This window comes from Pseudomonas sp. SDO52101_S400 (assembly GCF_054071635.1).
Genome location: NZ_JBSVWF010000058.1, coordinates 20,020 through 41,559, shown reverse-complemented (window position 1 = coordinate 41,559; position 21,540 = coordinate 20,020). Strand labels below are relative to the sequence as shown.

General features: G+C 60.7%; 16 protein-coding genes. 10 read left to right on the top strand and 6 right to left on the bottom strand.

Going from position 1 to position 21,540, the window contains the following annotated elements; genetic code table 11:
* Positions 1-237 precede the first annotated feature (237 nt).
* The 5 genes from lon (at position 238) to cmoB (ending at position 5,799) form a co-directional block, all read left to right on the top strand.
* The gene (gene lon, locus ACW9HX_RS23960) at positions 238-2,661 is read left to right on the top strand and encodes an endopeptidase La (protein WP_457382497.1); all 2,424 of its coding nucleotides are present in this window, start codon (positions 238-240) and stop codon (positions 2,659-2,661) included.
* A gap of 316 nt (positions 2,662-2,977) precedes the next feature.
* Entirely contained in the window at positions 2,978-3,370 is a 393-nt protein-coding gene (locus ACW9HX_RS23955; protein ID WP_457382496.1) for a protease inhibitor I42 family protein, read from the top strand.
* A 2-nt stretch (positions 3,371-3,372) separates the two neighbouring features.
* Positions 3,373-4,017 carry a lysoplasmalogenase gene (locus ACW9HX_RS23950; RefSeq protein ID WP_457382495.1) on the top strand — a complete coding sequence of 215 codons (645 nt, stop codon included), beginning with the start codon at positions 3,373-3,375 and terminating at the stop codon, positions 4,015-4,017.
* A gap of 121 nt (positions 4,018-4,138) precedes the next feature.
* Positions 4,139-4,846 carry a carboxy-S-adenosyl-L-methionine synthase CmoA gene (cmoA, locus tag ACW9HX_RS23945; RefSeq protein ID WP_457382499.1) on the top strand — a complete coding sequence of 236 codons (708 nt, stop codon included), beginning with the start codon at positions 4,139-4,141 and terminating at the stop codon, positions 4,844-4,846.
* Positions 4,843-5,799, top strand: a complete 957-nt coding sequence (gene cmoB, locus ACW9HX_RS23940) for a tRNA 5-methoxyuridine(34)/uridine 5-oxyacetic acid(34) synthase CmoB (RefSeq protein WP_457382494.1) — start codon at positions 4,843-4,845, stop codon at positions 5,797-5,799. Before cmoA ends, cmoB begins: the two co-directional genes overlap by 4 nt.
* Before the next feature lie 166 nt (positions 5,800-5,965).
* Here cmoB and tadA read toward each other — a convergent pair whose 3' ends face one another.
* Complete coding sequence (gene tadA, locus ACW9HX_RS23935; protein WP_457382493.1) at positions 5,966-6,466, bottom strand: tRNA adenosine(34) deaminase TadA; 501 nt, start codon at positions 6,464-6,466, stop codon at positions 5,966-5,968.
* Entirely contained in the window at positions 6,466-7,842 is a 1,377-nt protein-coding gene (locus tag ACW9HX_RS23930; protein WP_457382492.1) for a multicopper oxidase family protein, read from the bottom strand. The genes tadA and ACW9HX_RS23930 overlap by 1 nt, the downstream gene beginning before the upstream one ends.
* 150 nt (positions 7,843-7,992) lie before the next feature.
* On the opposite strand from ACW9HX_RS23930, the gene ACW9HX_RS23925 reads away from it, so the two are divergent.
* Positions 7,993-11,133 (top strand): membrane-targeted effector domain-containing toxin, encoded by a 3,141-nt coding sequence (locus ACW9HX_RS23925; protein ID WP_457382491.1) that lies wholly within the window; start codon positions 7,993-7,995, stop codon positions 11,131-11,133.
* A 208-nt stretch (positions 11,134-11,341) separates the two neighbouring features.
* Here ACW9HX_RS23925 and guaA read toward each other — a convergent pair whose 3' ends face one another.
* The 4 genes from guaA to ACW9HX_RS23905 all read right to left on the bottom strand — a co-directional run bounded on the left by guaA (position 11,342) and on the right by ACW9HX_RS23905 (position 16,083).
* Positions 11,342-12,919: a glutamine-hydrolyzing GMP synthase gene (guaA, locus tag ACW9HX_RS23920; protein ID WP_197868453.1), complete on the bottom strand. Its 1,578-nt coding sequence runs from the start codon at positions 12,917-12,919 to the stop codon at positions 11,342-11,344.
* Positions 12,920-13,018: 99 nt separating this feature from the next.
* On the bottom strand, positions 13,019-14,488 hold the full coding sequence (gene guaB / locus ACW9HX_RS23915) for an IMP dehydrogenase (RefSeq protein WP_085709413.1): 1,470 nt from the start codon (positions 14,486-14,488) through the stop codon (positions 13,019-13,021).
* Positions 14,489-14,603: 115 nt separating this feature from the next.
* Positions 14,604-15,152 (bottom strand): sugar ABC transporter ATPase, encoded by a 549-nt coding sequence (locus tag ACW9HX_RS23910; RefSeq protein ID WP_192558923.1) that lies wholly within the window; start codon positions 15,150-15,152, stop codon positions 14,604-14,606.
* 163 nt (positions 15,153-15,315) lie between these two features.
* Positions 15,316-16,083 carry a sulfite exporter TauE/SafE family protein gene (locus tag ACW9HX_RS23905; protein ID WP_457382490.1) on the bottom strand — a complete coding sequence of 256 codons (768 nt, stop codon included), beginning with the start codon at positions 16,081-16,083 and terminating at the stop codon, positions 15,316-15,318.
* A gap of 100 nt (positions 16,084-16,183) precedes the next feature.
* Between ACW9HX_RS23905 and ACW9HX_RS23900 the strand changes: the two genes are divergently transcribed.
* The 4 genes from ACW9HX_RS23900 to leuA all read left to right on the top strand — a co-directional run bounded on the left by ACW9HX_RS23900 (position 16,184) and on the right by leuA (position 21,441).
* Positions 16,184-17,071 carry a LysR family transcriptional regulator gene (locus tag ACW9HX_RS23900; protein ID WP_457382489.1) on the top strand — a complete coding sequence of 296 codons (888 nt, stop codon included), beginning with the start codon at positions 16,184-16,186 and terminating at the stop codon, positions 17,069-17,071.
* 10 nt (positions 17,072-17,081) lie between these two features.
* Complete coding sequence (gene xseA, locus ACW9HX_RS23895; protein WP_457382488.1) at positions 17,082-18,461, top strand: exodeoxyribonuclease VII large subunit; 1,380 nt, start codon at positions 17,082-17,084, stop codon at positions 18,459-18,461.
* Positions 18,462-18,464: 3 nt separating this feature from the next.
* A complete protein-coding gene (locus ACW9HX_RS23890; RefSeq protein ID WP_457382487.1) occupies positions 18,465-19,286 on the top strand; it encodes a peptidoglycan DD-metalloendopeptidase family protein in 822 nt (273 codons plus the stop codon).
* Between the two features lie 475 nt (positions 19,287-19,761).
* A complete protein-coding gene (leuA, locus tag ACW9HX_RS23885; RefSeq protein ID WP_096818584.1) occupies positions 19,762-21,441 on the top strand; it encodes a 2-isopropylmalate synthase in 1,680 nt (559 codons plus the stop codon).
* Positions 21,442-21,540: the final 99 nt, after the last annotated feature.

The window sequence follows — 21,540 nt, the reverse complement described above, 5'->3', positions numbered from 1 at the left end:
TGGTTCCTTTGGGGCGTTTGCCAAAGGGACTCGCCGTAAGGGCGAAACCGCCAGCGGCAACACCCGCAGAAACGGATATTCACCCGAAACCCAGGAGCATGGCCGGCCCAAAGGCCGCCAAGCCCAACCCCAAAACCCTGTCAAAACCCTGAACACACAAGCAGAAACACCCACCCCCATTGAAACCACCCAACCCCTGCCCCATCTAACACCCATACCCAATTGCGCAGGTGCCCCATGAGCGACCAGCAAGAATTCCCCGAGAACCCCGACGACATCACCGAAACCCAGGCCGACCAAATCGAACACCACGTCCCCGGCAAAGGCTTGGCCCTGCCCGGCCAGAACCTGCCGGACAAGGTCTACATCATCCCGATCCACAACCGCCCGTTCTTCCCGGCCCAGGTCCTGCCGGTCATCGTCAACGAAGAACCCTGGGCCGAAACCCTAGAACTGGTCAGCAAATCCGAACACCACTCCCTGGCCCTGTTCTTCATGGACACGCCCCAGGAAGACCCGCGCCACTTCGACACCAAGGCACTGCCGCAGTACGGCACCCTGGTCAAGGTGCACCACGCCAGCCGCGAAAACGGCAAACTGCAATTCGTCGCCCAGGGCCTGAGCCGTGTGCGCATCAAAACCTGGCTCAAACACCATCGCCCGCCGTACCTGGTGGAAGTCGAATACCCGCACCAGCCCACCGAGCCGACCGACGAAGTCAAGGCATACGGCATGGCGCTGATCAACGCGATCAAGGAACTGCTGCCACTCAACCCGCTGTACAGCGAAGAACTGAAGAACTACCTCAACCGCTTCAGCCCCAACGATCCGTCGCCGCTGACCGACTTCGCCGCCGCCCTCACTTCCGCTACCGGCCCGGAGCTGCAGGAAGTGCTCGACTGCGTGCCGATGCTCAAGCGCATGGAAAAAGTCCTGCCGATGCTGCGCAAGGAAGTCGAAGTCGCGCGCCTGCAAAAAGAAATCTCCGCCGAAGTGAACCGCAAAATCGGCGAGCATCAGCGCGAGTTCTTCCTTAAAGAACAGCTCAAGGTCATCCAGCAGGAACTCGGCCTGACCAAGGACGACCGCAGCGCCGACCTCGAACAGTTCGAGCAGCGTCTGGAAGGCAAGGTCCTGCCGACGCAGGTGCAGAAGCGCCTCGAAGAAGAAATGAACAAACTGTCGATCCTCGAAACCGGGTCGCCGGAATACGCGGTCACTCGCAACTACCTCGACTGGGCGACCTCGGTGCCGTGGGGCGTGTACGGCGAGGACAAACTCGACCTCAAGCACGCGCGCAAGGTGCTGGACAAACACCACGCCGGCCTCGACGACATCAAGGACCGGATCCTCGAATTCCTCGCCGTCGGTGCCTATAAAGGCGAAATCAGCGGCTCCATCGTGCTGCTGGTCGGCCCGCCGGGCGTGGGCAAGACCAGCGTCGGCAAATCCATCGCCGAATCCCTCGGCCGGCCGTTCTACCGCTTCAGCCTCGGCGGCATGCGCGATGAAGCCGAGATCAAGGGCCACCGCCGCACCTACATCGGCGCGCAACCGGGCAAACTCGTGCAGGCGTTGAAAGACGTCGAAGTGATGAACCCGGTGATCATGCTCGACGAGATCGACAAGATGGGCCAGAGCTACCAGGGCGACCCGGCCTCGGCACTGCTGGAAACCCTCGACCCGGAACAGAACGTCGAATTCCTCGACCACTATCTGGACCTGCGGATGGACCTGTCGAAAGTCCTGTTCGTCTGCACCGCCAACACCCTGGATTCGATTCCCGGCCCGTTGCTGGACCGGATGGAAGTGATTCGCCTGTCGGGCTACATCACCGAAGAAAAAGTCGCCATCGCCAAGCGCCACCTGTGGCCGAAACTGCTGGAAAAAGCCGGCGTGTCCAAGGGCAGCCTGAGCATCAGCGACAGCGCCCTCAAGGCCTTGATCGACGGTTACGCCCGTGAAGCCGGCGTGCGCCAGCTGGAAAAACAGATGGGCAAACTGGTGCGTAAAGCGGTGATGAAGCTCATCGATGATCCGAAAGCGGTGATCAAGCTTGGGCCGAAAGACCTAGAAGCGTCCCTCGGTCATCCGGTGTTCCGCAACGAGCAGGTGCTATCCGGCACTGGCGTGATCACAGGGCTTGCCTGGACCAGCATGGGTGGCGCGACACTGCCGATCGAAGCGACGCGGATCCACACCCTGAATCGCGGTTTCAAACTCACCGGGCAACTGGGCGATGTAATGAAGGAGTCGGCGGAGATCGCCTACAGCTACGTCAGTTCGCACCTCAAATCCTTTGGCGGCGATCCGAAATTCTTCGACGAGGCATTCGTCCACCTGCACGTGCCGGAAGGCGCCACACCGAAGGACGGCCCGAGCGCCGGCGTGACCATGGCCAGCGCCTTGCTCTCCCTCGCCCGTAATCAGCCGCCGAAAAAAGGCGTGGCAATGACCGGCGAGCTGACACTGACCGGGCATGTACTGCCGATTGGCGGAGTGCGCGAGAAGGTGATTGCGGCGCGGCGGCAGAAGATTTTCGAGCTGATTCTGCCGGAGGCGAACCGGGGTAACTTCGAGGAACTGCCGGATTACCTGAAGGAAGGGATCACCGTGCATTTCGCCAAGAAGTTTTCGGATGTGGCGAAGGTGCTTTTCTGATTTCGTCTTGAGCTATCGAGGGGGGCTGGCATCGCTACCCCCTCACCCCAGCCCTCTCCCCGAGGGAGAGGGAGCTGACCGTGCGATGCTTCAGCCATACACCGACCTGAACGTTATGCGTTGAATCCATAATCGCCTCGATCTAACAGGTCGATGTAACTCGAAATACACCTCGGTCGGCTCCCTCTCCCTCCGGGAGAGGGCTGGGGTGAGGGCCGGCGATGCTGAAGAATGACGCCAAGCCTGGCGTTGTCACACTTTGTCTCATCTTCAGTTATGCTCGCCGTTCGTCGCCAATGCCGGAGCCACTGAATCCATGTCCCCCCTTCGCCTGTTTGTCCCGCTGTCCCTCGCCCTGCTGGCCGCCTGCGCCACGCAACCGAAAACCAACGTGACCGTGGAAAAACAGAGCGAATGCCCGGTACGGCTGACCAACGGGCAAAACCTGATCGTCATGCTGCCGAGCAACCCCACCACCGGCTACCGCTGGGCCATTCAAGACTCGGCCGGCGGCGTGCTGCATGCGCTGAGCCCCGAGGTCTACAGCAGCCCGAAAGATTCCGGCATGGTCGGCGCGGGCGGTTTTTCCACTTGGCGCTTCCAGGCGTTCGCCACGGGCACCGGGCGCCTGCGTCTGACGTCGCAGCAACCCTGGGAGCCTGAAGTCGAGCCGGTGGAAACCTTTGACTGCGCGATCTCGGTGAACTGATCGTGGGCTGGCTGATCCTGGCCCTGATGGGGGCGGTGACCTTTCTTTATGGCGTGAGCACCCATGCGGCGTTGCTGTGTCTGTTGGTCAAACCGCTGCCGGTGCTGGCGCTGCTTGGCTGGCTGCACGATGCGCCGCCAAGCGATTATCGGCGCTGGATCAGCCTCGGTCTGATCTTCTCTGTGCTCGGCGATGTGCTGCTGGCGTGGCCGGGGGATCTTTTTGTGTTTGGCCTGGGTGCGTTTCTGGTCGCTCATCTGGCGTATCTCAAGGCATACCTGAGCGATTGCCGGCGCCTGGCTCTGCTGCCGCTGGTTCTTGCGCTTGGCGTTGGCGCCGTGCTGTTGGGCATATTGATCAGCAGCGGACTCGGGCCGTTGACTGTGCCGGTGATCGTCTACGGCACAGCCATCAGCGCCATGCTCTGGCGCGCCCTGGCCCGCCTCGGCAGCGGCGTACCGCAACGTTCGGCGCTGCTCGCGGCCGGCGGAGCGGTGGCGTTCGTGTTCTCCGACAGCGTGATCGGTATCGACCGGTTTGTCGCACCGTTCCACGCCGCGCCGTACGTCATCATCCTCAGTTACTGGCTGGGGCAGTGGGGCATTGCCGCCTCGGCATTTTCCCAGAGCAAACGTCCGGTCCTTTGATCGGGCGGTTTATCAGACAACCCGCGCATCTGCGCGCCAGTTTGGCTAAAATGCCGGCCTTTTCATCGACACCGCCGGAACCGCCGTGAGCAAAGAACCCGATCGCATTTTCGCCCAGCCGATGGCCCAGGTGCCTGACTTCGCCTTCAACGAAGACGTGGTGCGGGTGTTCCCGGACATGATCAAGCGTTCGGTGCCGGGCTACCCGACCATCGTCGAGAACCTCGGCGTGCTTGCGGCGCAGTTCGCTCAGCCGAACAGCGTCCTTTACGACCTCGGCGCTTCGCTGGGTGCCGTGACTCAGGCCCTGCGCCGCCACGTGCGCACCGACGGTTGCCGAGTGATCGCGGTGGATAACTCGGCTGCGATGGTCGAGCGCTGCCGCGAATACCTCAATGGGCAGGATTCGATGTTCCAGGAGTTATTGCCGGTCGAGGTGATCGAAGGCGACATCCTTGCCCTCGACTTCAAACCGGCTTCGGTAGTGGCGCTGAACTTCACCCTGCAATTCATCGCCCCGGAGCAGCGTTCGGCATTGCTCTCGCGTATTCGCCAATCGTTGCTGCCAGGCGGCGCGCTGATTCTGTCGGAGAAGCTGCGTTTCAACGATGCCGAAGAACACGCGCTGCTGACCGACCTGCACGTCGCGTTCAAGCGCGCCAACGGCTACAGCGAACTGGAAATCGCCCAGAAGCGCAGCGCCATCGAAAATGTCATGAAGCCCGACAGCCTCGAAGAACACCGTGAGCGCCTGCTGGCTGCCGGGTTCTCGAAAGTCGTGCCGTGGTTCCAGTGTCTTAACTTTGCCTCGTTGATTGCCTTGCCATGATTGATCTGTCTCCCCTCGCCCGCCGTCTGGCCGGCACGCCTCTGGCCGAATGGGCCACCACCCTGCAAGCGCAACTCGACAAGAAGATGGAGAAAGGTCACGGCGACCTGGAGCGCTGGCAAAGTGCGCTGGATGCCTTGCCGAAGATCCAGCCGACCGAAGTCGACCTGCTCGACGGCCTGAAACTGGACACCGATTGCGACGACGAAACCCGTGTACAGATGCGCACCGCGCTGATGGGCCTGTCGCCATGGCGCAAGGGGCCGTTCGACCTGTTCGGCGTGCACGTCGACACCGAATGGCGCTCGGACTGGAAGTGGTCGCGGGTCTCCCCGCATCTGGACCTGAAAGGTAAACGCATCCTCGATGTCGGCTGCGGCAACGGCTACTACATGTGGCGCATGCTGGGTGCCGGCGCCGACAGCGTGATCGGCGTTGATCCGAACTGGCTGTTCTTCTGCCAGTTCCAGGCGGTACAGCGTTATCTGTCGGAGCCGAACGCCTGGCACTTGCCGTTCCCGTTCGAAGACCTGCCGCCGAATCTGGAAGGCTTCGATACAGTATTTTCCATGGGTGTGTTCTATCACCGTCGTTCGCCGATCGAGCATTTGCTGGCGCTGAAAGATTGCCTGGTGAAAGGCGGCGAACTGGTCCTGGAGACGCTGGTGGTCGAAGGCGACAAGCATCAGGTGCTGGTGCCGGAAGACCGTTATGCGCAGATGCGTAATGTGTGGTTCCTGCCATCGGTGCCGGCGCTGGAATTGTGGCTGCGTCGTGCGGGGTTCACGGATGTGAAGTGCGTGGATGTGAGCACCACCACCGTTGAAGAACAGCGCGGGACCGAGTGGATGAAGTATCAGTCGCTCAGTGATTTCCTTGATCCGGAAGATCACAGCAAGACGATCGAAGGGTTGCCGGCGCCGATGCGGGCGGTCATCGTCGCTCGTAAGTGACCCAAACGCCCAAACACCGCGGTGAGCCTACCCCTCACCCCAGCCCTCTCCCCAAGGAGAGGGAGCCGATCTTGGAGCTTTTCAAAACTTAAGTTCGACTCGATAACTCAGGTCGGCGGATCTCGCCCATCCAATCCGGTCAGTCCCCTCTCCCTCCGGGAGAGGGTTAGGGTGAGGGGCTTTTTGCTCTGCGGGCACGGAAAAACTCAGTCAACACCGCCCCGCACTCCTCCGCCAACACCCCGCCTTCATACAGCACTCGATGGTTGAGAAAGCCCTGAGTGAAGAACTGCCCCTGACTCTGCACAATCCCGGCCTTGGGCTCCAGCGCGCCGTACACCACGCGGGCAATCCGCGAGTGCACGATCAACCCTGCGCACATACTGCACGGCTCCAGCGTCACATAGAGTGTACTGCCCGGCAGTCGATAGTTGCTCACGGCCTGGGCGGCGGCGCGAATGGCGACCATTTCCGCATGGGCACTCGGATCACTGGCGCTGATCGGGCAATTGAAACCACGACCGATGATCTCGCCATCCTGCACCAGCACCGCGCCCACCGGCACTTCGCCGAGGGCCGCGCCTTTTGTCGCCAGCTCTAGAGCCTCGCGCATGAAATCGCGATCACGGCTGCGGTCGATGATCGCGGCGGGGCGAATCTGGCGCATCACTTCACCTCGATGGCGGCCATCAGGCCGGTTTCCATGTGGTCGATCACGTGGCAGTGGAACATCCATACCCCCGGGTTATCCGCCACCAGCGCCACTTGCGCGCGCTCGTTCTTGCCCAGCAGGTAAGTGTCAGTGAAGTACGGCACGATCTTGTGCCGGTTCGACGCAATCACCTTGAAGCTCATGCCGTGCAGGTGGATCGGGTGCTGGTACTGGGTCATGTTCTTCAATTCGAAAATATAGCTCTGACGCAGTTTCAGGCTGGCGATCGGCCGGTCGGCGCAGGTCTTGTCGGTGATATCCCAAGCCTTGCCGTTGATCTGCCACAGGCTCGGTGGCTTGCCATTGTCGACGTTGACCGACACCGAACCGACCCATTCGAAATTGAAGTTGAGTTTCTCGGCATTGGCCAGGTCCGGCTCCGCCACCGGGTTGGCTGGCAGTGCTTTCGGCCAGTCGGTCGGCGCGTCAGTGTTGGCCACCGAACGCAAGGTTCCCAGACGCACCGGACCGTTGCGCAGCGACAGTTCCTCTCCGGCCGGCGGTGCCTTGATCGCCAGGCAGATGCGCATGCCGGGGCCGAGCCAGTATTCCTTGCCCAGCGGGCGCGGCTCGACCGGGTTGCCGTCCAGCGCATAGATCTGCGCTTCGACGCCGGGAATGTTGATGCGATAGGTCAGGGTGTTGTCGAGGTTGAGCAGACGTACGCGGGTGATCTGCCCGGCCGGCAACTCGATGACCGGCGCAGGCACGCCGTTGATGGTCGACAGCCGCCCCGCCGTACCGCCCCGGGCCGCTTCGCGCGGGATGCTGAACTCGACGAAGTTGCCCTCGTCGTCGATGTGCCAGTTCTTCAGGCTCAGGGTCTTTTCGTATTTGAACCCGGTCGGCTCGCGTTCCTCGACGATCAACGGCCCGACCAGCCCGCGACCGAGTTCCTCGCTGCTGCTGACGTGCGGGTGATACCAATAGCTGCCGGCGTCCGGCACACGGAACTTGTAATCGAAGTATTCGCCCGGCAGCACCGGCAATTGCGACACGTAGGGCACGCCGTCCATCTCCAGCGGCAGGCGGATACCGTGCCAGTGAATGGTCGTCGCCACCGGCAAATGGTTGATGAACCGCACACGCAGCCACTCGCCCTGACGCACGCGCAACTCGGTGCCTGGCGCCGAAGGGCCGAATGCCCAGGCTTCGGTCTTGTGCCCCGGCACCAGTTCGACGTCCAGCGGTGCCGCGATCAACTCGTAGTCATGGCCCGCGTTGGCATCGGCCACTTTGCCCAGCCAGTAACGCGTCGCACCACCGGCTCCCGCGCCAACCACTGCCAGACCGGCCAGGCCACCGAGAATTTGTCGACGGGTAAAGGACATGGACACAACTACCTCACGTATCAGCCGCAGGCCAGAGCGCCCGCAAAAGGCGAATACGATACACCTGCGCTTGCGAAACAGTAAGGGTGACGCGGCGGATGGCCGCAGATCGAGCCGGTGGGTGGTACATAGATACCGCACACTCCTTGAGTGAATGGGCCAACCTGCCAGCCTCTCTCTCAAGGATTAGAGCGAATGACCCCAGCAGAACTCCGTCCACTGCCCGATGCCGCCGACAAGGCCGCCCTCAGGAACATGGCCCTGCAAGTCGTCACGGCTTGCCCGAGCCTGAACGATACAGCCCGTCAGGTTGCCGCCGAAGTACTCGCCAGACACGGGATTACCGGTCTCGACCCCGACCACATCTATTTCCACAGATTCAGAACCGCCCAGAGCCTGTCCGTATCATTCACCGGTTGGCAGCACTATGGCGAAAGACCCTACGAAAGCCTGACCCTGACGCAACTGGTGATTCACCGTTTCCGCGCCACGGATCAGGACAACGCCGACCTGCTGGATCTATACGGCGGTTTTTACACCTCGGGGCCGGAAGCCGAAAACTTCGATGCAACCAATGAAGTGCGCCTGCACGGCAACGAAGTTTTGAATGACTTCTGGAACATCAACTTCAGCGAGCGTTACCGCAACGAGCTGCACACCTACTGGAGCAATCACTCCAGCGAGTTCCGCACTCTGGCCAAATGCAATTTCCTCGTTAAAGCTGTCGAAGCGCGAGAGCTCGGCCACCTGAGCGACGAAGATTTTCAGTCTGCGACCAATGCGCTCACCGGCCCGCTGACCTGGCCAGTCACCCTGCTCACCCTGCAAAACGAATCCAAAGCCGGTCATGGCCTTCGGGTCTGCACGCTGGAGATCGACGGTCATGTCGCCACGAGCATCCTGCGCATCATCGACTCCAAGGGGCGGCAGATCGTTTATGTACCTGGCGACAGCGAGGCGTTCCATGTACTGGACACGCCTGCCGACCTGCACTGGTGGGCCTTGCAACAGTTGAAGGAGAGCGTGCCCCGTGAGCGGTTTCTCCAGCACTTCCCGCTGGCCGACCGGCAATCGATTACCGAGAACATCAGCGATCTGGTCAATCGGCTGGTCAGTACCTGGAGCCACAGCGATCATCACTTGATCAATCCGAATGATCGGGTGCTCACAGAGGATGCGTTCACCTGGCTTCGCAATTCCACCCGAGATGCGATGTTCGCCGAGGCCGACCTTGCCCTGACATCGAATGGTGATCTGCGCAAGAAATTGTGGATCGGCTATCTCAGTGCCGGCCTGAAAGTCTTCGGACCGATGGCCATGGTGGGCTGGCCGATAGCACTGCCGGTGATCGGCGCCAGTCTGGCGAACATGGGGCTGAACATTGACCAGGCCGTCAATGCCAAGACAGCCGAAGAGCGCAAGGCAGGCGTACTCGGGGCGATCCTCAGCGGTATCGATGCGCTGCTCAACATTCCATTTCTGAAGGGGACCGGAACACTGGCGGAGTTCGGTGAGTCTTCGCAAGCGACCGAGGCAGGCGAATTGACTGAAGCCGGCACGGCATCAGAGCTGGAGGCGGAACATCCGAACGAAATCGTCCCGGCAATGGAGGCGTTGCCATCAGAGCCATCCGAAACTGTGCAGATGCCGAGGATTGCGCAGCGCTATCAATCCAACGAAGTGCTGGATGGGCTGACTCCGGTATCGGAGCCTGGCAAGTTCCAAGGGATCTACCGGCTGAACGCCGAGCCTTCCTGCGCCATCGTGATGAACGACACGGCCTACTACGTGCGCTACTTCAATGATTCACAGGGCGGCGGATTCTGGGCGATCGTCGACCCGGTGAAACCCAACCAGCTGATTCATGCATTGCCGGTGCGCTTGAACAGCCAAGGTATCTGGGAGCGGATGACACAACTGGGGCTCAAGGGTGGTGGTCAATGCCTGGGCAAACCATGCATCGTGGAAGTGGCATTGGAACTCGACGCACACGAGCCAGCACCCGAAGAAACGCAACAACCCGTGGAGCAACCCACACCACAGACTTCACTGGCTGCCCATCCTCAGCCCTCGAGTTCGAACGACATCCGCCTGGTCAGGACGCCTTATGCCGTTGATGCAACCCGTCAACAGGAACTGAAGCGGTGGGCCATGCAATTGCGCGAAACGCACATCCAGCTTCAGGTGGGTCCGGATGGTGGGTTAGTCGCACTGGATCAATATGCCCTTAACTTCGCCGACAAGGCCAGAACGCTCCTCGCTTCCGCGAGACGCTTCTACCGGAATCTTTCATGGGCGAGTCTGCCACCACGCCCGCCGATTCCTGCTGTCACCCCCTCTACGACTTTTGCGGATTTTGCAGCGAAGGCACTTGAAGAAGCACCGGGCCTGGTCATCGGCGAAACTCCGGGGCGCATCACCAGTATGCGACTGATGATTCAAAACATGCCCGCCCTGGCGCGCCAAGGGGTCAAGACCCTCTACGTGCGGCGGTTGCTCAGCGACTTCGCCCAGGCTGATCTGAACAGTTACTTCAAGACCGGCGTCATGTCCGATGACCTGCAACAGTACCTGAGCCGCCTCGGCACCGACCCCGCACAGAGATTCGACGAACTGGCGCTGGTGAAAAGTGCCAGACAGAACGGCATTCGGGTCCAGGCCACTGACTGCGCGGCAATGTATCGAAAACCCATTTCACTCACACGGCCTGAAGAACAGATCGCCACCAACCACCTCACCGCCGAGATCATGTTCATGGACAAAAACCTGAATGACGTCGGCAAATGGGTGGTACTGACAGAGGTGGAAAACACCAACACATTCAGGGGCTATGCCGGTATCAGTGAACTGGAAGGTGGCATCGGAGTGCGGATTGAAGAGGTGGCTCCAGGGCAAGCCGAGCGCTTGGCGACGGACCCGGGCATTGACATCGAACGAGGCCCACACACACAGACAGCAATGATGCGCGGGAGCTTCGACACTCAGAACGCCGATGTGCTTCTGCAAATGGAAGCATTGCCGGTGAGCCGGAGCGAGTTGCAAATACATCGCCTGCTTTACCGAGCAGGCATGTATGTGTTCGAACGTTTCCAGGGCACCTACCGCTTGTTTCACCGCAGCGTGAATGGTGAGATCGTGCAAACGCCGGTCCAGACGTACGCCGATGGGCGCTACTACATTGATCGCCCCTCCTGGGGTTCGATCCATCGCATTCCCTACGACAATCTTGAACAGTTATCCGATGCGCTGAAACAAATGGGTCTTCAACTCCAGAGTCGCCTTCCGGGTTGATCGAGCGCCGTGGAAATAGTTTTCAAGACACCGGACAGGTCTCATTCGGCCGGCCCGGATACATACATCACGGCCTTATTGGGGGAGACTCTCGGCACTTTCCACCCAAAAACAAAAATGCCAGTCAGATTAACTGACTGGCATTTTCTATAACCCCTTTTGCGCCTCTGCGAATCCAACCTTGAATTCTAGAAGGCGCGGCGCAGGATCATTCCCACTCAATGGTCGCCGGCGGCTTGCTCGACACGTCGTAGGTGACGCGGGAGATGCCTTCGATTTCATTGATGATACGGCCGGAAACGGTTTCCAGCAGTTCGTAAGGCAGGTGCGCCCAACGTGCGGTCATGAAGTCGATGGTTTCCACGGCACGCAGGGCCACGACCCAGGCGTATCGACGACCGTCGCCAACCACGCCAACCGATTTCACCGGCTGGAACACTACGAAGGCCTGGCTGACCTTGTGGTACCAGTCGGCCTTGCGCAGTTCTTCGATGAAGATGTGGTCGGCACGACGCAGCAGGTCGGCGTATTCCTTCTTCACTTCACCGAGGATCCGCACGCCCAGGCCCGGGCCCGGGAACGGGTGACGGTAGACCATGTCGTACGGCAGGCCCAGTTCCAGGCCCAGACGACGGACTTCGTCCTTGAACAGTTCGCGCAGTGGCTCGACCAGTTTCAGGTTCATCTCTTCCGGCAGGCCGCCCACGTTGTGGTGCGACTTGATCACGTGAGCCTTGCCGCTTTTCGCGCCAGCCGACTCGATCACGTCCGGGTAGATGGTGCCTTGGGCCAGGTACTTGATGTTGTCCAGCTTGCAGGATTCGGCATCGAAAACGTCGATGAAGGTACGACCGATGATCTTGCGCTTCTTCTCCGGATCGGCTTCGCCGGCCAGGTTGTTCAGGAACTGCTCTTCGGCGTTGGCGCGGATCACCTTGACGCCCATGTTCTCGGCGAACATGGCCATCACTTGCTCGCCTTCGTGCAGACGCAGCAGGCCGTTGTCGACGAATACGCAGGTCAACTGGTCGCCGATGGCCTTGTGCAGCAGCGCCGCAACTACCGAGGAGTCCACACCACCGGACAGACCCAGCAGCACGTTGTCGGTGCCGACCTGTGCGCGGATGTTGGCGATAGCATCTTCGGCAATCTTCGACGGAGTCCACAAGGCTTCACAGCCGCAGATGTCGAGGACGAAACGCGACAGGATGCGACCGCCTTGCTTGGTGTGGGTCACTTCCGGGTGGAACTGCACGCCGTAGTAAGCACGCTCGTCGTTGAACATACCGGCGATCGGACAGCTCGGGGTGCTGGCCAGGATGTGGAAGTCGCTCGGCATTTTGGTGACCTTGTCACCGTGGCTCATCCACACGTCGAGGCCGAACAGGCCGTCGGCGTCGATGTGGTCTTCGATGCCGTCGAGCAGACGGCTCTTGCCGACTACATCAACGCGGGCATAACCGAACTCACGCAGCTCGGAACCTTCAACCTTGCCGCCCAGTTGCTCTGCCATGGTCTGCATGCCGTAGCAGATACCGAAGACCGGTACGCCCAGGTCGAACACCGCTTGGGGGCAGCGCGGGCTGTTGGCTTCGTGCACGGACTCGGGACCGCCGGCGAGGATCACGCCTTTTGGCGCGAATTCGCGGATCGCATCTTCGTCCATGTCGAACGGGTGCAATTCGCAGTACACACCGATCTCACGTACGCGACGGGCGATCAGTTGGGTGTATTGCGAACCGAAGTCGAGGATCAGGATGCGGTGAGCGTGAATGTCGAGGGCCATGATTCAGTCTCGTCTAAGTAATTCAGAAACAGTCTTGATTCAGAAACGACTCGGGGCTGAATAAAACAGCCCCGGTCATTTAACGTTTTGCTTGAAGCCTCAACCTACGCGGTAGTTTGGCGCTTCTTTGGTGATCTGCACGTCGTGGACGTGGGATTCGGCCATGCCGGCACCGGTGATCCGCACGAACTCAGGCTTGGTGCGCATTTCTTCGATGTTGGCGCTGCCGGTGTAACCCATCGAGGAACGCAGACCGCCCATCAGCTGGTGAATGATCGCACTCAGGGTGCCCTTGTAAGGAACACGGCCTTCGATACCTTCCGGAACGAGCTTCTCGGCGCCGGCCGAGGAGTCCTGGAAGTAACGGTCGGAGGAACCTTGAGCCTGGGACATGGCGCCCAGCGAACCCATACCGCGATAAGCCTTGTACGAACGGCCCTGGAACAGTTCGATCTCGCCTGGTGCTTCTTCGGTACCGGCGAACATCGAGCCCATCATCACGCAGGAAGCACCGGCAACGATGGCCTTGGACAGGTCACCGGAGAAACGGATGCCGCCGTCGGCGATCAACGGAACACCGGTGCCTTCAAGGGCAGCGGCGACGTTGGCGATGGCACTGATTTGCGGAACGCCGACACCGGCGACGATACGGGTGGTGCAGATCGAGCCAGGGCCGATACCGACCTTGACGGCGTCGGCGCCGGCTTCGGCCAGGGCCTTGGCGGCTGCGCCGGTGGCGATGTTGCCGCCGATCACCTGCACTTCAGGGAAATTCTCTTTGACCCAGCGAACGCGATCGATCACGCCTTTGGAGTGACCGTGAGCGGTGTCGACCACCACCACGTCCACACCGGCATTGACCAGCGCGGCAACGCGGTCACCGGTGTCTTTACCGGTACCGACTGCAGCGCCGACACGCAGACGACCTTGGTCGTCCTTGCTCGCCAGCGGGTAGGCCTTGGCTTTTTCGATGTCTTTGACGGTCATCATGCCTTTGAGGGCGAACTTGTCGTCAACAATCAGGACTTTTTCCAGGCGGTGCTTGTGCAGCAGCTCGCGGACTTCGTTCTTGTTGGCGCCTTCGCGAACAGTGACCAGACGCTCTTTCGGCGTCATCACTTCACGAACGGTGGCTTCCAGACGAGTTTCGAAACGCACGTCACGGGAAGTGACGATGCCGACCAGGTCGCCATCGTGCAGGACCGGAACGCCGGAAATGTTGTGCATGCGGGTCAATTCGAACAGATCACGTACCGTGGCGTCAGCCTCGATGGTGATTGGGTCCTTGACCACACCGGCTTCGAACTTCTTGACCTTGCGGACTTCGGCAGCTTGCTGCTCGATGGTCATGTTCTTGTGGATAATGCCGATGCCACCTTCCTGAGCCATGGCGATTGCCAGACGGGCTTCAGTAACGGTGTCCATGGCGGCAGAAACCAGAGGAATATTCAGTTCGATGCCACGGGTGAGGCGGGTCTTGAGACTGACTTCGTTAGGAAGCACCTCGGAATAACCAGGCACTAAAAGAATGTCGTCGAAGGTCAGAGCTTCTTGGCTGATACGCAGCATCGCGGGGGCTCCCGAGCGGGAAAATGGAAGCGCGCCATTATAGTCAGACACCCCTTCGGGTTCAATGTAAAACTTGTCTTATATCAATGTTGCTGATGTACGGGAAAAGCGGCCCCTACAACTCGACCTTGACCCAGCTCACCGGTTGATCCAGCCAGTCGGCAAATTCATCGATGAAACTCTGCTTGAACCCCGCCTCCAGCCAGTTGTTGAAAATGAAACCGAGGTTGGAAAATCCGCATTCCTGCAAATACAGAAAACCGTTGATGTCGTCTTCATGCCCGCACTCGGGGCAGGTGAAATTGTCGGTGCGACCGGGCATCCAGTCTTCCAGGCTTTCAAACAGCGCTTCGCCGATCTCCTGGCGGCACTCGGCGCAACCGGCCTCTTCGAGAAAGCCTTTGGCCGGGGTGTAGATGCAGCGTTTGGTAACGACCTCCAGGCCATTGATCGGCTCACCGAACGGCAGCGCCTCGGGGTGCAGCACCACCGCGCGGGCACCATCGGCGATGGCGTAGGCCATGCGATTGCCGGTGCGTCCGCAGGTGCTCAGTTCTTCCTTGACGATGTTCTTGCGCACCAGCCAGCGCAGGATCGCCCGGGCCCGGGGTTCGTGCACCGGCAGGTTGGAGATTTTCGGGACGATGATGCTCTGCGAATTCATGAAAAGTCCTGCGGTATGGCTTCTGACGCCTTCGCGGGCAAGCCCGCTCCCACAAGGTTCTCAGTCGCTCACACATCCTGTGTACATCTGAGAAATCTGTGGGAGCGGGCTTGCCCGCGAAGAGGCCCTAAAGGCCGGCAGCTTAATCCCTGAGACAATCCGGTCAAGTGCTTAAATATCGACCGATCAGCGCCAGACCGCTCGCCAGCACCAGCCAGGTCACCAGCCGCACGAAGGCTTCGCGGGACAATCGCATGGTCAGTCGACGTCCAATCCACAGCCCCAGCGCCATGGCCGGCAAAAGGCACAGCGCGAGCATCAACAAGGGTAGCTCGGCATACACCCCGGCGATGGCGAACAGACTCAAACGCACCACCGTGCTGCAACTGATCAGTGCACTTTGCGTGGCTCGTGCCGCCTCTTTGGGCAGTCGACTGTTGAGATAGATCGCATAGAGAAAGCCGCCGCTGCCAAACAGCGCCCCGAACAGCCCGCCCACCGTGCCCATCGGCAACGCCCACGCCGCGGACAACTGCGCCGGCCGGGTCTTGATCCACAAGCTGTAGACCGCGTAGGCACTGATGAACAGTCCCATCAACAGCAACAACAGATCGGACTTGAGGTTAAGCAGGAAAATCACCCCCAACGTGCACCCCACCGCCATGCACGGCAGCAGCCGCAGCAACTCCGGTTTCGCCACGTCGCGCCGCGACGGCAGCAGATTGCCGAACGCGGCGACGAAATCCAGCAGCACCAGCAACGGCACGATCTTCGACAGCGGCATGAACAGAATCAGAATCGGCCCCGCCACCAGCGCGGTGCCGAAACCGGCAATCCCGAACACGATGTAGGCCAGGGCGATCGCCAGTCCGATCACCACCCAGCCCTGCGCGCCCCACGACCATTCGCTCAACAACCCCGCCACACTCATTCGCTCGCTTCCTTTATAAGCCTGCGATGACTTTAGCCAGCGTCGAGAGTTGCGACTAATATCTTCGAAACCGTCAAGCCATCTCGAAAAGGCATATCTTGTGCTTTCAACCCGTCAATTGCGCTACTTCGTGGAAATCGCCGAGTGCGGCAGCTTCAGCGCTGCGGCCGAACGCCTGTTCATTGCCCAGTCGGCGTTGAGCCGGCAGATCAAGGACATGGAAACCCGCCTGCAAACGCCGCTATTCGAACGCACCGCCCGCCAGCCTCGGCTTACAGCCGCTGGCGAAGCATTCTTGCCCCGAGCCAGAAATCTGCTCAACGAACTGAACAAGGCCAGTACCCTGGCCACGGAAATCGGCCAGGGCCAGCGCGGCACCTTGCGCCTGAGTCACTCCAGCACCGTGCCGATCAGTGGCCGATTGTTGCGCGACATGAGCGCTTACCTGGAGCAACAGCCCGGGGTTTCGCTGGACATCGGCACGTTGCCTTCGGAGGCACAGCTTGAAGAACTGGACGAGGGTCGACTCGACATCGGCTTGCTGCGCCTGCCGGTGCTGCGCCAGCGCGAAGGTGTCCAGGTTGTTCCGCTTTACATCGAACGCTTGCTGCTTGCCGTGCCGGCGGGTCATCGACTCGCATCGGCTGATGCAGTTGATCTGGCGCAATTGAAGGATGAAGCATTCATTTCCATCCCGCATCCGCAACGCGGCGGGCTGAACTATTTGTGCGCGGACCTGTGCATGCGTCATGGTTTCTTCCCTCGGGCTGCGCGAGTGATGTCGCGCAAGACCACACAGCTGCAATTGATCCAGGCCGGGTTCGGCATTGCTCTGCTACCAGAATCGATGCAGGACATCGCGCCCGCCGGTGTGAGATTTGTGCCGCTGACCGGCGATTGCCAGAGCACTGTCGCCCTCGCCTTTCGGCAGAATCCCACACCGTTGGTGCAACACTTCCTCCAGACATTCACCGGCGAAAGCCTTTAAACTGCGCCCCATGATTAAAGATCCCTTTGCAAGACTCGGCCTGGACCGCGAAGTCCTGACCGTCAGCCAGCTCAACGGCCGCGCGCGGGTGTTGCTCGAAGACGTGTTCAGCAACATCTGGGTCGAAGGCGAAATCTCCAACCTCGCCCGCCCGGCGTCCGGTCACGTGTACTTCACTCTCAAGGACAGTGGCGCACAGGTGCGTTGCGCGCTGTTCCGCCAGAATGCCGCGCGGGTGCGTCAGGCGCTGAAGGACGGTCTGGCGGTCAAGGTGCGCGGCAAGGTCTCGCTGTTCGAAGGGCGTGGCGACTATCAGCTGATTCTCGACACCGTAGAGCCTGCCGGCGACGGTGCGTTGCGCCTTGCCTTCGATGCCTTGAAGGAAAAGCTCAGCGCCGAAGGCCTGTTCAGTGCCGAGCGCAAGGTGCCGCTGCCCGCGCACCCGCAGCGCATCGGCATCATCAGTTCTCCCACCGGTGCGGTCATTCGCGACATTATCAGTGTGTTCCGACGCCGTGCGCCGCAGGTGCAACTGACGCTGATTCCCACCGCCGTTCAGGGCCGCGAAGCCACCGCGCAGATCGTCCGCGCCCTGAAACTGGCCGACGCCCGTGGCTTCGACGCGCTGATCCTGGCCCGTGGCGGCGGCTCGCTGGAAGACCTCTGGTGCTTCAACGAAGAGGCCGTGGCCCGGGCGGTGGATGCCTGTGTGACGCCGATCGTCAGCGCGGTCGGGCATGAAACCGACGTGTCGATCAGCGACTTTGTGGCGGACGTGCGTGCACCTACACCGTCCGCAGCGGCCGAATTGCTCGCACCGGATTCCAGCCACCTGATCCGTCAGGTCGAAAGCCTGCATCGCCGACTGGTAATGCGCATGCGTGACCGCCTGATGCGCGATCGCCTGCGCCTTGAGGGCGTGGCCCGCCGCTTGCGTCATCCCGGCGAACGTCTGCGCCAGCAGGCACAGCGTCTGGATGATCTGGACATGCGCATGCGCCGGGCGTTCGAGCGCCAGCTCAATACCCGTCGCGAACGCCTGATACGCCTGGAAACCCGCCTCGCCGGGCAACACCCGGGACGTCAACTGGCCCTGTTGCGCCAGCGCCTCGACAGTCTTGCCGAGCGCCTGCCTCGCGCGATCAACGAAGGTCTGAAACGCCGACGCCTGCAATTGCAAAGCCAGATGCAGACCCTGCACGTGGTCAGCCCGTTGGCGACCCTCGGTCGTGGTTACAGCATTCTGCTCGACGAGCGTGGCAACGCGATCCGCGACGCGGCGCAAACCCACACCGGCCAGCGTCTGAAGGCCAAACTGGGCGAAGGCGAACTGCAAGTGCGCGTCGAGGACAACCACCTGACGCCCGTCACCCTTTCTTTACTGGACTGATCCATGCCGCGTTTTCTAGCTCCGCTGTTGTTGCTGTGCCTGACCTTCAACGCCCACGCCGACAGCTACATCACCCGTCTGTTGAACAAACCGGTGCCTGGCGGCGTCGCGGTCATCGATCTGGGCACCGCCGCGCAAGCGCCGAAAGCCACGTACCAGGGCAAACCGGTGCTGGTGGTCAAGGAACAGAACAACTGGCTGGCGATTGTCGGCGTTCCGTTGACCGTCAAACCCGGCACCCAGCAAATCAGCAGCGGCGGCAAGAATCTGAACTTCACCGTTGGCAACAAGAAATACCCGGAACAGCACATCACGCTGAAGAACACTCAGCAGGTCAATCCGAATCCGGCGAACCTCAAGCGCATCGAGGGCGAACTGGCCGAGCAGATCAAGGCTTACCGCAGTTTCAGTCCGAACACGCCGAGCAACCTGCTACTGGACAAACCGGTCAACGGGCCGCTGTCGAGCAAGTTCGGCGTGCGCCGTTTCTTCAACGGTGAAGAGCGCAATCCTCACGCAGGTCTGGATTTCGCGGTGCCGGCCGGCACGCCGATCAAGACCCCGGCGGCGGGCAAGGTGATCCTGATCGGCAATTACTTCTTCAATGGCAACACCGTGTTCGTCGACCACGGCCAGGGCTTTATCAGCATGTTCTGTCACATGTCGAAAATTGACGTGAAGGTCGGCGATCAACTGTCCCGCGGAGCAGTGGTCGGCAAGGTTGGCTCGACCGGCCGGGCCACTGGGCCGCACATGCACTGGAACATCAGCCTGAATGATGCGCGGGTCGATCCGGCGATCTTCATTGGCGCATTCCAACCTTGAATCTGTATTGAGGCCACTGGCCTCTTCGCGGGCAAGCCCGCTCCCACAGGGATCTGAGTCGCTCACAAAACTCGCGTTCACCAGAGAAATCGTGGGAGCGGGCTTGCCCGCGAAGGCGGCCTCAATAGCGCTGAAACCCTCGAAAGCCCTACAAAATCGATTGCGCCCCAATCAAACCTCACGCAAACATCCGAAAGATCACCGGCATATTCCACAATAAAATCTCGCAAAATCCCGCTTTCCGGGTATTTCTCTCAATTTTTTTCGACTGCTTGCCATCCTAATCCCCCGCGGTTAGGGTTGAAGGCATGAAAACCTCTCACACCCTTATTCAGCTTCGCCAGCACCGCAGCCTGTGCCTCGTCAGCGCACGACTGCCGGGCTGAATCGCTGCGCCTCGTCCCAAGCTTCTCCCCGAACATTCGTTCCACCGGCAGGCCGCCTCTTTTCGGCCCAGACAATAAGGAATTTCCCGATGAGCATGCTCAAAGACCCGTCTTCGAAATACCGCGCGTTTCCAGTGATCAATCTGCCGGATCGTACCTGGCCGTCGAAAACCATCGATGCCGCGCCGATCTGGTGCAGCTCCGACCTGCGTGACGGCAACCAGTCGCTGATCGAGCCGATGGACGCGGTGAAAAAGCTGCGCTTCTGGAAAACCCTGGTGCAAGTGGGCGTGAAGGAAATCGAAGCGTCGTTCCCGGCCGCATCGCAAACCGACTTCGACTTCGTGCGTACCCTGATCGAAGAAGGCCACATCCCGGACGACACCACCATCCAGGTGCTGACCCAGGGCCGTGAAGATTTGATCGAACGCACCTTCGAATCCCTGCGCGGGGCGAAGAAGGCGATTGTTCACCTGTACAACGCCACCTCCCCTTCTTTCCGTCGCATCGTATTCAACCAGGACAAGGACGGGATCAAGGCCATCGCCGTGAACGCCGCCAAGCTGTTCGTCAAATACGCAGCGATGCAGCCGGACACCGAGTGGACCTTCGAGTACTCGCCGGAAACCTTCAGCGCCACCGAGCTTGAGTTCGCCAAGGAAGTCTGTGACGCCGTGATCGAGGTCTGGAACCCGACGCCTGAGCACAAGATCATCCTCAACCTGCCGGCCACCGTTGAGTGCGCGACCCCGAACGTCTACGCCGACCAGATCGAGTGGTTCCACCGCAACATCAACCGTCGTGACAGCGTGATCATCAGCCTGCACACCCACAACGACCGTGGCACTGGTGTGGCCGCCACCGAACTCGGCCTGATGGCCGGCGCCGACCGCGTAGAAGGCTGCCTGTTCGGCAACGGCGAGCGTACCGGCAACGTCGACCTCGTCACCGTGGCGCTGAACATGTACACCCAGGGCCTCGACCCGCAACTGGACTTCTCCGACATCGACGGCGTGCGCAAGGTCGTCGAAGAGTGCAACCAGATCCAGGTTCACCCGCGCCACCCGTACGTCGGCGACCTGGTGCACACCGCCTTCTCCGGCTCCCACCAGGACGCGATCCGCAAGGGCTTCGCCCAGCAGAAATCCGACGCACTGTGGGAAGTACCGTACCTGCCGATCGACCCGGCCGACATCGGTCGCAGCTACGAGGCGGTGATCCGCGTCAACAGCCAGTCGGGCAAGGGCGGTATCGCGTACCTGCTGGAACAGGAATACGGCATCAGCCTGCCACGTCGCATGCAGATCGAATTCAGCCAGGTCGTGCAGCGTGAAACCGACCGCCTGGGCCTGGAGATGACCGCCAAGCAGATCCATTCGCTGTTGATCAGCGAGTACCTGCAAGCCAACACCCCGTATGCGCTGGTCAGCCATCGCCTGCAGGAAGAAAACGGCAACAGCGCCGTCGAAGTGGAAGTGGCGAGCAAGGGCCAGGGCGAAACCAACCTGCACTGGCGCGGCAAGGGCAACGGTGCGCTGGAAGCCCTGGTGGCCGGTCTGCCGATTCCGGTGGAGATCATGGACTACAACGAACATGCCATCGGTGCGGGCACCAATGCCAAGGCCGCGGCGTACATCGAACTGCGTGTGAACGGCGAGCGTGCGGTGCACGGCGTGGGCATCGATGAAAACATCACCACGGCCAGCTTCAAGGCACTGTTCAGCGCGCTGAACCGCTCGCTGAGCCAGCCGGAAGCGAAAGCGGCGTAACTGACCGCTGCAAAGCAAAAGGCCCCGGAGTGCGAACTCCGGGGCCTTTTTTATGCCTGCTGGTTTTGAGGGTGTTCGATATGGCCCTTTCGCGGGCAA

Coding starts and splice junctions, on each gene's coding strand:
- ACW9HX_RS23955 (WP_457382496.1), top strand. CDS start 2,978: ATGTCCCCCCTTCGCCTGTTTGTCCCGCTGTCCCTCGCCCTGCTGGCC.
- ACW9HX_RS23905 (WP_457382490.1), bottom strand. CDS start 16,083: ATGAGTGTGGCGGGGTTGTTGAGCGAATGGTCGTGGGGCGCGCAGGGC.
- xseA (WP_457382488.1), top strand. CDS start 17,082: ATGATTAAAGATCCCTTTGCAAGACTCGGCCTGGACCGCGAAGTCCTG.
- guaB (WP_085709413.1), bottom strand. CDS start 14,488: ATGCTGCGTATCAGCCAAGAAGCTCTGACCTTCGACGACATTCTTTTA.
- ACW9HX_RS23890 (WP_457382487.1), top strand. CDS start 18,465: ATGCCGCGTTTTCTAGCTCCGCTGTTGTTGCTGTGCCTGACCTTCAAC.
- leuA (WP_096818584.1), top strand. CDS start 19,762: ATGAGCATGCTCAAAGACCCGTCTTCGAAATACCGCGCGTTTCCAGTG.
- cmoA (WP_457382499.1), top strand. CDS start 4,139: ATGGCCCAGGTGCCTGACTTCGCCTTCAACGAAGACGTGGTGCGGGTG.
- guaA (WP_197868453.1), bottom strand. CDS start 12,919: ATGGCCCTCGACATTCACGCTCACCGCATCCTGATCCTCGACTTCGGT.
- ACW9HX_RS23910 (WP_192558923.1), bottom strand. CDS start 15,152: ATGAATTCGCAGAGCATCATCGTCCCGAAAATCTCCAACCTGCCGGTG.
- tadA (WP_457382493.1), bottom strand. CDS start 6,466: ATGCGCCAGATTCGCCCCGCCGCGATCATCGACCGCAGCCGTGATCGC.
- ACW9HX_RS23930 (WP_457382492.1), bottom strand. CDS start 7,842: ATGTCCTTTACCCGTCGACAAATTCTCGGTGGCCTGGCCGGTCTGGCA.
- cmoB (WP_457382494.1), top strand. CDS start 4,843: ATGATTGATCTGTCTCCCCTCGCCCGCCGTCTGGCCGGCACGCCTCTG.
- lon (WP_457382497.1), top strand. CDS start 238: ATGAGCGACCAGCAAGAATTCCCCGAGAACCCCGACGACATCACCGAA.